Source organism: Kitasatospora sp. NPDC057015, from assembly GCF_042673745.1.
Taxonomy (GTDB): Bacteria; Actinomycetota; Actinomycetes; order Streptomycetales; family Streptomycetaceae; genus Kitasatospora.
This window is the reverse complement of record NZ_JBHUSG010000052.1, coordinates 1-13,099: the sequence shown is the minus strand read 5'-3', so window position 1 is coordinate 13,099 and position 13,099 is coordinate 1. Positions and strand designations below refer to the sequence as shown.

General features: G+C 75.2%; 12 protein-coding genes. 9 read left to right on the top strand and 3 right to left on the bottom strand.

What is annotated here, in order from left to right:
- Complete coding sequence (locus ACFTWP_RS34185; RefSeq protein ID WP_380268898.1) at positions 1 to 1,545, top strand: ATP-binding protein; 1,545 nt, start codon at positions 1 to 3, stop codon at positions 1,543 to 1,545.
- A gap of 37 nt (positions 1,546 to 1,582) precedes the next feature.
- Here the strand turns inward: ACFTWP_RS34185 and ACFTWP_RS34180 are convergent, their stop codons facing one another.
- A complete protein-coding gene (locus tag ACFTWP_RS34180; RefSeq protein WP_380268897.1) occupies positions 1,583 to 1,843 on the bottom strand; it encodes a hypothetical protein in 261 nt (86 codons plus the stop codon).
- 254 nt (positions 1,844 to 2,097) lie between these two features.
- Between ACFTWP_RS34180 and ACFTWP_RS34175 the strand changes: the two genes are divergently transcribed.
- The 7 genes from ACFTWP_RS34175 to ACFTWP_RS34145 all read left to right on the top strand — a co-directional run bounded on the left by ACFTWP_RS34175 (position 2,098) and on the right by ACFTWP_RS34145 (position 10,383).
- Positions 2,098 to 3,405 carry a PucR family transcriptional regulator gene (locus tag ACFTWP_RS34175; RefSeq protein WP_380268896.1) on the top strand — a complete coding sequence of 436 codons (1,308 nt, stop codon included), beginning with the start codon at positions 2,098 to 2,100 and terminating at the stop codon, positions 3,403 to 3,405.
- A gap of 365 nt (positions 3,406 to 3,770) precedes the next feature.
- Positions 3,771 to 4,604, top strand: a complete 834-nt coding sequence (locus ACFTWP_RS34170; RefSeq protein ID WP_380268895.1) for an ABC transporter ATP-binding protein — start codon at positions 3,771 to 3,773, stop codon at positions 4,602 to 4,604.
- On the top strand, positions 4,592 to 5,380 hold the full coding sequence (locus ACFTWP_RS34165) for an ABC transporter ATP-binding protein (protein ID WP_380268894.1): 789 nt from the start codon (positions 4,592 to 4,594) through the stop codon (positions 5,378 to 5,380). The genes ACFTWP_RS34170 and ACFTWP_RS34165 overlap by 13 nt, the downstream gene beginning before the upstream one ends.
- Positions 5,377 to 6,267, top strand: coding sequence for a branched-chain amino acid ABC transporter permease (locus ACFTWP_RS34160; protein WP_380268893.1), 891 nt, complete (start codon positions 5,377 to 5,379; stop codon positions 6,265 to 6,267). Before ACFTWP_RS34165 ends, ACFTWP_RS34160 begins: the two co-directional genes overlap by 4 nt.
- The gene (locus ACFTWP_RS34155) at positions 6,260 to 7,408 is read left to right on the top strand and encodes a branched-chain amino acid ABC transporter permease (protein ID WP_380268892.1); all 1,149 of its coding nucleotides are present in this window, start codon (positions 6,260 to 6,262) and stop codon (positions 7,406 to 7,408) included. The genes ACFTWP_RS34160 and ACFTWP_RS34155 overlap by 8 nt, the downstream gene beginning before the upstream one ends.
- Positions 7,405 to 8,661: an ABC transporter substrate-binding protein gene (locus ACFTWP_RS34150; RefSeq protein WP_380268891.1), complete on the top strand. Its 1,257-nt coding sequence runs from the start codon at positions 7,405 to 7,407 to the stop codon at positions 8,659 to 8,661. Before ACFTWP_RS34155 ends, ACFTWP_RS34150 begins: the two co-directional genes overlap by 4 nt.
- 117 nt (positions 8,662 to 8,778) lie before the next feature.
- Entirely contained in the window at positions 8,779 to 10,383 is a 1,605-nt protein-coding gene (locus tag ACFTWP_RS34145) for a long-chain fatty acid--CoA ligase (RefSeq protein ID WP_380268890.1), read from the top strand.
- A gap of 74 nt (positions 10,384 to 10,457) precedes the next feature.
- Here ACFTWP_RS34145 and ACFTWP_RS34140 read toward each other — a convergent pair whose 3' ends face one another.
- Positions 10,458 to 11,684 carry a PP2C family protein-serine/threonine phosphatase gene (locus ACFTWP_RS34140; protein ID WP_380268889.1) on the bottom strand — a complete coding sequence of 409 codons (1,227 nt, stop codon included), beginning with the start codon at positions 11,682 to 11,684 and terminating at the stop codon, positions 10,458 to 10,460.
- A gap of 169 nt (positions 11,685 to 11,853) precedes the next feature.
- Between ACFTWP_RS34140 and ACFTWP_RS34135 the strand changes: the two genes are divergently transcribed.
- Positions 11,854 to 12,255, top strand: a complete 402-nt coding sequence (locus ACFTWP_RS34135) for a VOC family protein (RefSeq protein ID WP_380268887.1) — start codon at positions 11,854 to 11,856, stop codon at positions 12,253 to 12,255.
- A 46-nt stretch (positions 12,256 to 12,301) separates the two neighbouring features.
- Here the strand turns inward: ACFTWP_RS34135 and ACFTWP_RS34130 are convergent.
- Positions 12,302 to 13,099 (bottom strand): substrate-binding domain-containing protein (locus tag ACFTWP_RS34130; protein WP_380268886.1); only part of this gene is annotated, 798 nt, incomplete at its 5' end.

Here is a 13,099-nt window from a genome sequence, read left to right as displayed (position 1 = left end):
GTGACCCGATCGGTGTCCCTCTGCAGTCCGGACGAGCTCCGCACGCTCTTCCTGTTCGAGCGGCTGAGCCCCGAGCAGCTGGCCTGGCTGTGCCGCGAGGGCCGGGTGGAGAGCTGGGACGCCGGGCCGGTGTACGCCGAGGGCGACCCGGCGACCTGCTTCTTCGTACTGCTCGACGGCACGATCGTGCTCTCCCGACGGGTGGGCGTCGACGACGTCGAGGTGAACCGGACCTCGCAGCGCGGCGTCTACAGCGGCGCGTTCCAGGCCTACCTGGGCGACCGGGTGCCGCAGGTGTACAACAGCTCGCTGCGGGCCGTCGAGCCGTCGCGGTTCTTCGTGCTCTCGGCGGACTCCTTCGCGGGGTTGATGAGCGACTGGTTCCCGATGGCGGTGCACCTGCTGGAGGGGCTGTTCCTCGGATCGCAGGTGGCCAAGGAGGCGATCGGCCAGCGGGAGCGACTGCTCGCGCTGGGATCGCTGTCCGCCGGCCTGACCCACGAGCTGAACAATCCGGCCGCCGCCGCGCTGCGGGCCACCGCAGCCCTGCGGGAGCGGGTCGCCGGCATGCGGCACAAGCTGGGCAAGATCGCCGGCGGCCTGCACCCGCAGGAGGGTCTGGACGCGCTGATCACGCTGCAGGACGCCGCCGTCGAGCAGGTCGCGGCCGTCAAGGCCGTCTCGCTCGGCCCGCTGGAGGCGGCCGACCGCGAGGACGCGGTGGAGGACTGGCTGGACGAGAAGGGCATCGCGGACGGGTGGCAGCTCGGACCGGCCTTCGTCCAGGCCGGTCTGGACCTCGACTGGCTGCGCCGGGTCGAGGACACGGTCGGCGCGCCGAGCCTGGAGGGCGCGCTGCGGTGGCTGCACTACACGGTGGAGACCGAGCTGCTGATGAACGAGGTCGAGGACTCCACGACCAGGATCTCGGACCTGGTGGGCGCGGCGAAGCAGTACTCGCAGCTCGACCGGGCCCCGCACCGGGTCGTCGACGTCCACGAACTGCTGGACAGCACGCTGCTGATGCTCTCGGGCAAGATCCCGGCGGAGGTGAGCGTGGTCCGCGAGTACGACCGGTCGCTGCCCCCGGTGCCCGCCTACCCGGGGGAGCTGAACCAGGTGTGGACGAACCTGATCGACAACGCGCTGTCCGCGATGGCGGGTTCGGGGCGGCTCACCGTGCGCACCGCGGTCGACCACGACAACGTGCTGGTGGAGTTCGGCGACACCGGGCCGGGCGTGCCCGACGACATCCGCGACCGGATCTTCGAGCCGTTCTTCACCACCAAGCCGGTGGGTGAGGGGACGGGTCTCGGCCTGGACATCTCCTGGCGGATCGTCGTCAACCGGCACCACGGGGACCTCCGGGTCCGGTCGGTGCCGGGCGACACCCGCTTCCGGGTGCTGCTGCCGATCACCACCCGGGAGCCGGATCCCGCGGCAGGGGCGGCGGATCCCGCGGCAGGGGAGCCGGCGGAGCCGGCCGGGGAGTCAGCTCCCGCCGACACCGGCACCGCTGAGGGCCCGGCCCCGGCCGCCGGTTGACCGAAGCCGTCCGGGCCGTCCTCCCGGCCGCAACGCGTCACCCCTCGGCGTGGAGTCGCGGCAGTACGCGGTCGGGCGCCTTCTGGACCGGATGCACCTCGACCTGCCGGCCCTCCGGCAACCAGTCCGCTCCGCGGCCGAGTTCGACGGCGGCGGCGAAGAGCGCCTGCGTGTCGAGGCGGTGCGACCCGTCCTCGGCCGGCTCCTCCTGCATCACCGCGTCGGTGACGGGGACGGAGACGTAGGCCTCCTCCACCGTCGTGCGCTGCAGCCGGACCGAGATCGAGTAGCTCGTCATGTCTCCCCCGGAGTCGACCACCGCGGACCGGAACCGCCGAAGTCGAACCTACCGGCGGGGTGGGGCCGTCCGCAGCCGATCGTCACCAGTCCTCGACACCGTCGCCGCCTCGGTCGGATGACGGCACGACCTTCCGGCGCGCCCCGCCGGGTGCGTACGTCACGATTCGACGGCCGGGGGCGGGGGCGTCCTTGTGCGGGCGCCCGGCATGCCATTAACTACCGGTGCTAGTTGTGCCAGACGAGGGAGCGCCCGTGCGACCACCGGCCCCGGCTCCGCCCGCCACCGCCCCGACCACCGACCACGCACCCGCCCGCCGGCCCGCCGGCCTGCCGGAGCACCCGCCCGCCCGGCGCCCCGTCCGGAGCCGGGCCGACACCGAGGCCGAACGGCTGCTGCGCCGCACGGCCCACTGCCTGCTCGACGAACTCGACGGCCTCGCCCGGGAACTGGCCGCGCTGATCACCGAACGGGAGCCCGCCTACCGGCCCGCCGGCGGCGGCACCGAGGAGCTGTACCTGGAGGTGCGGACCTCGCTGGAGAGCTCGGTCCGCACCCTGATGGACCCGGCCGGCACCTGGGAGAGCGCCAGACGGTGCTCCTGGCGGATCGGCGCCGGCCGCGCCCAGCACGAACTCCCCCTGGACGCACTGCTGCACGCCTTCCGGCTCGGCGGCGGGCTGGTCTGGCGGCGCCTGGTCGAGACCGCCACCCGGCGCGAGCCCGAGCACGCCCACCTGCTGGTGCACAGCGCCGCCGGCATCTGGAGCTTCGTCGACGAGCACTCCGGCCTGATCGCCGAGGCCTACCGGGCCGTCGAGAGCCAGAGCGCCCGCGAGCACCGCGAACGCGCCCGGGCCATGCTGCGGTCGCTGCTGGACGGCACCACCCGGATCGCCGACCTCGCGACCGTCGCCGCCGCCCTCGACCTGCCCGGGCGCGGCCGGTACCTGGTCGCCGCGCTGGCCGCCCCGGACGGCCCCCGGCACCGGCCGCGGCCGGCCGAGCCGCCCGCCGAGCCGCCGGCGGGCCTGCGGATCCTGCGGCACGTCGGCGCGGAGCGCGAGTACGCGCTCGTCCTGCTCGCCGACGGCGTCGAACCACCGGCGGTCGCGGCGCACCTGGGCCGGCAGCGGGCCTACCGGGTGGGCATCGGGCCGGTGGTCGGGGAACTCGCCGAACTCGGCGCCGCCCGGCGCGCCGCCGACATCGCCCTGCGCACCTGCACCGGTGACGGCGACGTCGCCGTCCTGCACGAGCGGCTGCCCGCCGCCCTCGTCGTCTCCCTCCCCGACCTCGGCGCGGCCCTGGTGGCCCGCGCCCTCGGCCCCGTCCTCGAACTCGACCACCCTGAGCGCGAGTCCATGCTGACCACGCTGGTGGCCTGGCTCGACTGCGCGGGCTCCGCCCAGCAGGCGGGCGCCCGCCTGTACTGCCACCGCAACACCGTCCTCAACCGGCTGCGCCGCTACGAGCAGCTGACCGGTCGCGACCTGCACCACCCGCGGGACGTGGTCGAGCTCTCCCTCGCCCTGGACTCGCACCGGCTCCGCGCCGCCTGACCGCCCTGCCTGACCGCACCGGCTGACCGCACCGGCCGACCCGGCGCGCGACCCGGGCCGCCGGGGGCGGCGTCGCCACGCGCCGGCCGCCCACACGACGGCCGGCGCCCGCGCTCCCCGCCCGGCACTCTCCCGCACCGGCACACCCCCGTGACAGCACCGGGGCCATCTCTGGTCGGCGTCACAACCGGGCCCGCCCGGCGCTGTGCGGCCGCAACCCATCCCGGCTGCGCCGTGGCTCCGGCCGCGCCGCCGTGGTGTTCTGCCGATCGTCCGCAAGCCGGGCGGACACCTGCCGCCCCGGCGCCTCCCACCCTCCCGAACGGCCGCGGCCGCTGCCCGCCCGCTCGGATCCAAGGAGCACCATGAGCCCACCCCAGCCGCCCGCCGCGCTCGGCATCGAGGACCTGCACGTCGTCTACGGGCGCGCCGTCGAAGCGCTGCGCGGCGTTTCCCTGGAGGTCCCGGCCGGCCGGATCGTGGCCCTGCTCGGCTCCAACGGGGCCGGCAAGAGCACCCTGCTGCGCGCCGTCTCCGGCACCCTCGGCCTGCGGGGCGGCGCGGTGGTGCGCGGCACCATAAGGCTCGGCGGGCGGGCGCTGACCGGTGACCCGGCCCTGGCGGTGCGGGCCGGGGTCGTCCAGGTGCCCGAGGGCCGCCGGGTGTTCGCCGGCCTCACCGTGGAGGAGAACCTGCGCGCCGGCGGGCTCGGCCGGGGCCGCCTGGGCGCAGCCGCCCGCCGGCAGGCCTACGAGCGGGTCTTCGAGCTGCTGCCGGTGCTGGCCGAGCGGCGCCGCCAGCGGGCCGGGCTGATGTCCGGCGGCGAGCAGCAGATGCTCGCCATCGGGCGGGCCCTGATGGCCGGCCCGGGCGTGCTGCTGCTGGACGAGCCCTCCCTCGGCCTGGCACCCCGGATGGTCCGTCAGATCGGCTCCATCGTCCGGGAGATCAACCGGCAGGGCACCTCGGTGCTGCTGGTGGAGCAGAACGCCGCCATGGCGCTCGCCGTCGCGGACCGCGCCTCGGTGCTGGAGAACGGCCGGGTGCGGCTGGAGGGCCCGGCCGCCGAGCTCGCCGCCGGCGAGGAGGTGCGGCGGCTCTACCTCGGCTCCGCCGAGGCCGCGGCCGATGCCCTCGACCCGGGCGAGGTCGGCACCGGGCCGGCGGCCCGCCCCGCGCTGAGCAGGTGGACGGGTTGAGCGCGCCGGTCCCCCGCCTCACCGTCCGGGACGTCACCGTACGGTTCGCCGGCCTGACCGCCCTGGACGCCGTCTCGTTCACCGTGGAGCCGGGCACCGTCCACGCGCTGATCGGCCCGAACGGCGCCGGCAAGTCGACCTGCTTCAACGTGCTGTCCGGGGTCTACCGGGCCGCGTCCGGCAGCGCCGAGTACGCCGGCCGCGACCTCACCCGGCTGGCGCCGCACCGGATCACCGGTCTGGGCGTCGCCCGGACCTTCCAGAACATCGTGCTCACCGAGGGCAGCGTCGCCGACAACCTGATGCTCGGCCGGCACCGGCTCACCCGGGCCGGCTTCACCTCGACCGCGCTGCGGCTGCCCGCAGCCGTCCGCGAGCAGCGGCGGCACCGGGCGCGGGTGGCCGAGATCGCCGGGTTCCTCGGGCTGGCGCCGTACGTCGACCGGCCGGTCGGCTCGCTGCCGTACGGCGTGCGCAAGCGGGTGGAGATCGCCCGGGCGCTGTGCACCGAACCGCGGCTGCTGCTGCTCGACGAGCCGGTCGCCGGGATGAACCCGACCGAGCGGCTCGCCATGGCGGCCACCGTCGCGGCCGTCCGGGACGACCTCGGCATCTCCGTCCTGCTGGTCGAGCACGACATGGGGATGGTCATGCGGCTCGCCGACACCGTGACCGTCCTGGACTTCGGCCGGCGGATCGCGGACGGCCCCCCGCAGGCCGTCCAGCAGGACCGCGCGGTGATCCGCGCCTACCTCGGACCGGAGGAACCCGCATGACCACCCTTGCCGAGACCGTACTGAACGGTGTCGCCCTCGGATCGGTCTACGCCCTGATCGCGCTGGGCTTCGTCCTCGTCTTCAAGGCCTCCGGGGTGATGAACTTCGCGCACGGCTCCGTGCTGCTGCTCGGCGGCTGGACCACAGCGGCGAGCCACGGCGCGCTGGGCTTCCCGCTCGCCGCGCTGCTGGGCGCGGCGGTCGCCGCCGGCGCCGGCGGGCTGCTGTACCTGACGGCCGCGCGGGGGGTGCGCGGCGCCGGGGTGCACGTCGCCACCATCCTGACCATCGGCGTCGACCTGGTGCTGGTGACGGCGCTGGCCCGTGGCATCGGCGCCGACTACCTCGCCACCGGCGACCCCTGGGGCACGGCGGTCGTCCGGCTCGGCGGGGTGTCGGTGGCGCAGTCCCGGCTGGCGGGCGTCGCGGTGTCCGCGCTGCTGATCGCGGCGTTCTTCGCGGCCTTCCGCTGGTCGCGCTGGGGACTGGCGATGCGGGCCGCCTCCGCCGACCAGGAGGCCGCCGCGCTGATGGGGGTGCGGCTCGGCCGGGTGCGGCTCACCGCCTGGTGCGCGGCCGGGGCGCTGGCGGCGGTGGCCGCGGTGTTCCTGGCGGCCTTCCCCGCGCCGGGGCTGGACCGCTCCACCGGCCAACTCGCCCTCGCCGCCTTCCCCGCGGCGATCCTCGGCGGGATGGACTCGGTGCTCGGCGCGCTGGCCGGCAGCGTCGCGATCGGCCTGGCGGGCGCCCTCGCCACCGGCTACCAGGACAGCCTCGGCGCGCTGGGCGAGGGCCTGCCCGGGATCGCCCCGTACCTGGTGATGATCGTGGTGCTGCTGGTGCGGCCCGCCGGACTCCTCGGCTCGAAGGAGACCTCGCGTGTCTGACCTGCTGTCACCACGACGGACCGGCTGGGCCGCCGGCGCCGTGCTGCTGGCCCTGCTGCCGCTCCACGCCGACGGCTTCTGGCTGCAGAGCGGGCTGTTCGCGATGGCCGCCGTACTGGGCGCGATCGGCCTCAACCTGCTCACCGGCACCGCCGGGCAGCTCTCGCTCGGCCACGCCTTCTTCCTCGCCGTCGGCGCGTACGGCTACGCCTGGTTCGCCGGTGAGCCCGCCGGCGGCGGCGCCGGGCGGGTGTCCGGGCTGGGACTGCCACCGGTGGCCGCCTTCGTCCTCGCGATCGCGCTGGCCGGCGCCGCGGGCGGCCTGTTCAGTCCGATCGCCGGCCGCCTGCGGGGCATGTACCTCGGGGTGGCGACCATCGCCCTGGTCTTCCTCGGCCAGCACGCGATGCTGAACGCGCCCGCGGTGACCGGCGGCTTCAACGGACGCGCGGTGCCGCCGATGGAGGTCCTCGGCTTCTCCTTCAGCGACTCCTCCCCGCACGGGCTGACGGTGCTCGGCGTCCCGTTCGGCGGCGTCGAGCGGCTCTGGTACCTCGGCCTCGCCCTGGTCGCCGTCGGCCTGTTCACCGCGCACGGCCTGCGGCAGGGCCGCCCGGGGCGGGCCCTGGCCGCCATCCGGGACAGCGAGACGGCAGCCGCCGTGACGGGAGTGCCGGTGGCCCGCTACCGCTGCGCGGCCTTCGTCGTGTCCTGCCTGTACGCGGGCGCCGCCGGGGCGCTGACCGCCCTGGTCTTCAGGCGCGTCGTCCCGGACCACTTCGGGCTGGCGCTGTCCGTCGACTACCTCGCGATGATCGTCATCGGCGGCCTGGGCTCGGTGGGCGGCGCCGCCGCCGCGGCCGTGCTGGTCTCCCTGCTGCCGCAGGTGCTCAGCACGTACGCGGACCGGCTGCCGCTGCTCGCGCCGACCGGCTCGGACGGCTTCGGCGCCACCCCCGGCGAGGCCGCCCGCTACCTGTACGGCGCGGCGATCGTCCTGATCCTCGCCTTCGCACCCGGCGGGCTGGCCGGCCTCGCCCGCCGCCGGCGCCCGAACTCCACCGCGCCGCCGGCGCCCGCCCGTACCGGCGCGCCCAGCCCTGCCACCCAGCCCTCGAACGGCAAGGAGCCGACCTCGTGAAGCGCAACCGACTCGTCAGATCCGCCGCCGCGGCGACCGTCCTGCTGCTCGCCGCCACCGCCTGCAGCACCAAGGCCGACACCTCCGCGGAGCGGATCGGCAGGGGCGGCGTGGCGATGGGGCCGGGGGTGACCGACAGCACCATCACGCTCGGCGCCCTCACCGACCTCACCGGTGTCTACGCCTCCCTCGGCAAGAGCATCGTCAACGCCCAGCAGCTGTGGGCCGAGCAGACCAACAAGGCCGGCGGGATCTGCGGCCGTACGGTCGAGATCAAGGTCAAGGACCACGGCTACGACGTGCAGAAGGCCGTCGCCGCCTTCGCCGAGATCGAGCCCGGGTCCGCGATGCTGACCCAGGTGATCGGCTCCCCCGTCGTCGCCGCCCTCAAGCAGGACATCGCGGACCGCAGGATCCTCACCCTGCCGCTCGGCTGGTCGTCCACCCTGCTGGGCCAGGAGTACGTCCAGGTGGTCGGCCCGACGTACGACATCGACATGGTCAACGGCATCGACTTCCTCTCCCGCAAGGCCGCCCTCGCCTCCGGCGACCGGATCGGGCACGTCTACTTCGAGGGCGAGTACGGCGAGAACGCCCTCGCCGGGGCCGAGTACGCGGCCGCGCAGCACGGCTACCGGATCGTCGGCCAGAAGATCAAGGCCACCGACACCGACCTCGGCGCCCAGGTCACCGCGCTCCGGCAGGCCGGCGTCAAGGCCGTCCTGATCAGCGCCGGACCCAAGCAGACCGCCTCCCTGGTCGGCCTCGCCGCCGCGCAAGGCCTGCTGGTGCCGGTCCTCTCCAGCGCCCCCGGCTTCGCCCCGCAACTGCTCGACAGCGCCGCCGCCCCCGCGCTGGAGAAGCTGCTCTACCTGACCAGCGGCTACCCGGCGGCCAGCGCCGAGACCTCCCGGATGCGCCAACTCGTGCTGGACTACCAGGCCCGGTACCCCGGCGCGCCGGTCGACAGCGGCGTGGTCAGCGGCTGGGTCGCCGCGCAGGTCGCCGCCGAGGCTCTGAGCGACGCCTGCACCACGAAGAAGCTGACCCGCGAGGGCATCGCCGCCGCGCACCGCGGTCAGAAGGCCCTGAACATCCTCGACGTGGCCTTCGACTTCACCGACGCCGCGAAGCCCTCCACCTACGCCTCCTTCGTGCTGCGGCCCTCCAAGGAGGCCACCGGCGGACTCGCGGTCGTCGAACCCGCCCACGAGGTCGCCGCCGGCCGCGGCTACCCGCTGCCGAAGGGCTGACCGGCTCCCGACCCGGCCGGCCGGGTCGGGCCCCGCACCCGGCCGGCCCGCCCGGCTCCCGAGCCCTCCCCCGTACCGCCGCAACCCCTGACCACGACTCCCCCGAAAGGGCCTTCCGTGACCCTGTCCCTCGCCTGCGTCCTCGCCGAGGCCGCCCGCAGGTACCCAGACCGCACGGCCGTCGTCGACGGCCCGCTCCACGAGACCTACGCCGCGCTCTGGGCCGGCGCGCTCGCCCGCGGCGCGGGCCTGCGCGAGCTCGGCGTCGGCCCGGGCGACCGGGTGGCGCTGATGGTGCCCAACACCGTCGACTTCCCCCGGGCGTACTACGCGATCCTCGCCGCCGGCGCGGTCGTGGTGCCCGTCCACCTGCTGCTCACCCCGGCCGAGGTGGCGTACGTGCTCAAGGACAGCGGCGCCCGGCTGCTGGTCGTCGACCGCTCGCTCGCCGGGGCCGGCGCCGAGGCGGCCTGGCTGTCCAGCGTCCCGGCCGTCAGCGTCGGCGTCCCCGCCGACGAGGCCCGCAGCGGCCCGCCGATCGCCCGGGAGGACGTCCCGCACCCCGACCCGGCGTGGGGCGGCGTGCTGCCCCGCCTGGAGGACGCGGCCGCAGCCGCGGTACCGCTCACCACGTACGCCACCCGGCAGCCCGGGGATCCGGCGGTGATCCTCTACACCAGCGGCACCACCGGACGGTCGAAGGGCGCCGTGCTCACCCAGCTCAACCTGGTGATGAACGCCGTCGTCAACGCCTTCGACGCCAACGACGTCACCGCGGACGACGTGGTGCTCGGCTGCCTGCCGCTGTTCCACGCGTACGGGCAGACGGTCGCGATGAACGCCACCTTCCGGGTCGGCGCGACCCTCGTGCTGATGGGCCGCTTCCGCCCCGAACGGGCGCTGGAGCTGATGGTCGAACACCGCGCGACCGTCTTCCACGGCGTGCCGACGATGTTCCTCGCCCTGACCGAGTCCGCCGCCCGGCACCGGCCCGGCCCGCTCGCCCTGCGGATGTGCGTCTCGGGCGGCGCCGCCCTGCCGCTCGCCGTCCTCGAAGCGGTCGAGAAGCACCTGGGCGCCCCGGTCTTCGAGGGCTACGGCCTCTCCGAGACCTCCCCCACCGCGGCCGTGAACCAGCCCTGGTTCGGCCGCCGGGCCGGCACGGTCGGCCACCGGGTCTGGGGCGTCGAGGTGGAGATCGCCGCCCCCGACAGCACCCCGCTCGCCTTCCTGCCGGACGGCGAACTCGGCGAGATCGTCATCCGCGGCCACAACGTCTTCGCCGGCTACCACGGCCTGCCCGAGGAGAGCGCCGCGACCGTGGTGGACGGCTGGCTGCGCACCGGCGACCTCGGCACCCGGGACGCCGAGGGCTTCCTCACCGTCGTCGACCGCACCAAGGACGTGGTCATCCGCGGCGGCTTCAACGTCTACCCGAGCGAGGTGGAGGACGTGCTGATGCGCCACCCCGCCGTCGGGCAGGTGGCCGTGATCGGCCTGCCGCACCCCGTGCACGGCGAGGAGGTCTGCGCCGTCGTGGTGCCCGCCGACCCGGCCGCACCGCCGGACCCGGCCGCGATCATTTCCTGGGCCGCCGAGCGGCTCGGCCGGCACAAGTACCCCCGCCAGGTGGAGATCGCCGAGAGCCTCCCGCTCGGCCCGAGCATGAAGGTGCTGAAGCGCGAACTGCGCCGTACGGTCACCCCCGCGAGCGGGACCTGAGGCCGGGGCCGAGCGGGGCCGTGGCCGGGCGGGGCCGGGGCCGATCGGGCCCGTGGCCGGGCGGGGATCCGTGCTCAGGCACCGCTCCCGTCCACGGCCGGTTCCTCCGCGGCCGGCCCGGGCGCCGGGTGGCGGAGGTCCCGCGCGGGCTCGGCGTGCCGGATCGCGACCATCGCGACGTCGTCGCCCAGGCGCGCCCCGACGTGCGCCCGCAGGTCGGTGTGGACGGCGTCCAGGAGTTCCGCGGGCGGCAGCGAGGTCCAGCGGCCCAGCCGCTCGGCCAGGGGGTAGAAGTCACCGTCCCGGTTGCGCGCCTCGACCACGCCGTCGGTGTAGAGCAGCAGGGTGGACCCCCGGGGGAACTCGAAGACGTCGATCGGTGGACGCGCCCCGGTCAGATCGCCCAGGCCGAGCGGCGGGGTGGCGCTGCTGGGCTCCAGGGCGCCGACGGCCCCCGCGTGCAGCAGGAGCGGCGGCGGGTGACCGAGGTTGGCCACCTCGATCCGGCTGCCGTCGTCCACCGGCACGCCCAGGAACACGGCGGTCACGAAGTCGGCGTCGTCGAAGTCGTCCGCGGCGACGGAGCGGTCCGCGGCGTCGGAGTCCGCCCCCCGGGCCGCCGCGGCCTCCTGCGAGTCCAGCCGGAGGCTCTCCTCCACCTCGGCGACCAGGCCCGCCAGGCTCGTGTGGTACCTGGCGGCCCGGCGGAAGGCCCCCAGCACCTCGCCCGCCGTCTCCAGCGCCGTCAGACCCTTGCCCTGGGCGTCCCCCAGCACGATGCGCACCCGCCCCCGGGCCGAGGTGGCCGCGTAGAGGTCGCCGCCGACCGAGGACTCCTCGTCCGCCGTCAGGTAGAGGCAGGCCAGGGTCAGCGGGCCGACCCGCTCCGGCAACGGGCGCAGCAGGGTGCGCTGCAGCACCTCGACGGCCGACCGGGACCGCGCCAGCTGCCGTTCGCGCCGCCGCCGGACGGCGCTGGCGACGAGCGCGGCGATGCTGATCAGCAGGATGGTGCTGAGCTGGACGGGAAAGTTCGGCGACCCCAGCTGACCGTTGGCGCGCGCGGACAGGATCACGCAGGGGAACATCACGAGGATCACCACCAGCACCCCGGCCGGGCCGCAGAACGCCGCGGAGAGCGGCGGCGCGGACACCATCAGCGGACCGAACCGGATACCGGGCCCGGTCAGCTCGTCCGCCACCAGCAGCAGGGTCGGCACCGCCGTCATCGCCACGACCGGCGTCCACCGGTGCCGCCAGACGCGGGCACGCCGCAGACGCCGACCGATACCGTCGGTCACCCGCGCCACCTCCCGAGAAGCCGCCGGCCCGCTGAGCCCGGTCCCAGTTTCCCGCACGCAGCCACCGGGGGCCGTTCGGCAGCGCTCACCCGGAGCAACGGGGGCCGGGCGTCGCTGCTCTCCCGACCACCGGAGCCGGCCGTCCCTCCGGCCGGGTACTCTCGCGACCGTGATCGATTCCACTGTGCAGGTCCGGATCGCCCGTCCCTCCCGCGACCTCGCGGCTGCCGAACGCTTCTACGTCGACGGGCTGGGGCTCGCGGTGCTGTGGCGCACCACCGAGCGGGTGCCGGGCGAGCACGACCTGCTGATGGTCGGCCCGGCGGGCGGCGGCTGGCACTTCGAACTGACCCGCGACCCGGACCATCCGATCGAGCCCTCGCCGACGGTCGACGACCTGTTCGTGGTCTACCTCGGCCGTCCGGTGGACCGGGAACTGGTCGAGCGCCTGACCGCCTCGGGCGGCACCCGGGTGACCGCCCACAACCCCTACTGGGAGGAGTTCGGCGTCACCGTCGCCGACCCGGACGGCTACCGGCTGGTCCTGTGCTCCCGCAACTGGACCTCCTGACGGCGGGTACTCGTTCGGGCGGGTCCGATCCGACGGGTCCCCGGGCTCAGCCCGGCCCCTGCGGTGAGGCCGGCGCCCCGACGGAGGCTCGTCGCGCGGGCGGTTCACCCGATCTTCGTCCGATGAAGCGGGTGAGCAGGATGACCTTCCGCGGGGCGGAACGGTCGCCGTCTATGCGGGAGAACAGCAGATTGGCCGCGGTGCTCCCGACCGCGACCGGGTCCTGGCTGACGACGGTCAGCGGCGGGTCGAGTTGTTTGGCGAGCGGCAGGTCGTCGAATCCGACGATGGACATCGGGGTGGGGTGGTCCAGGCCGTCCAGCACGCCGAGGGTGATGACGTCGTTGCTGCTGAACAGGGCGGTCGGCGGATCGGCCAGGGCGCGCAGGTCGGCCAAGGCGCCCTGCGCGTCGCCGTGGGAGCGCAGCCCGTGCCGGACGAGGTCGGGGTCGACGGAGAGGCCGTGGACGGTGAGGGCGTCCAGGTAGCCAGCGTAGCGCTCGCTCTGGGTCCAGATCTCGTAGCGGTCGCCGAGGTAGGCGATCCGGGCGTGGCCGTGGCCCAGCAGGTGGGCGACGGCACCCCGCGCGCCGTCCCGGTTGTCGACGGTGACGGTGTCCACGTCGAGGTCCCTGGCCGGACGGTCCACGCAGACCACCCGGGTGCCGGCCTCCATCGGGGGTTTGAGGAATCCGTGGCCGCCGATGGTGGGGACGATGATCAGGCCGTCCACCTGCCGGGCGGTGAAGGCGGCGATGACCTCGCGCTCCCGGCGCGGCTCGTCGTTGGTGCTGCCGACGAGGACCACGTACCCGCGGCGGTGCGCCTCGTCCTCGACCGAACG

Coding starts and splice junctions, on each gene's coding strand:
- ACFTWP_RS34170 (WP_380268895.1), top strand. CDS start 3,771: ATGAGCCCACCCCAGCCGCCCGCCGCGCTCGGCATCGAGGACCTGCAC.
- ACFTWP_RS34160 (WP_380268893.1), top strand. CDS start 5,377: ATGACCACCCTTGCCGAGACCGTACTGAACGGTGTCGCCCTCGGATCG.
- ACFTWP_RS34180 (WP_380268897.1), bottom strand. CDS start 1,843: ATGACGAGCTACTCGATCTCGGTCCGGCTGCAGCGCACGACGGTGGAG.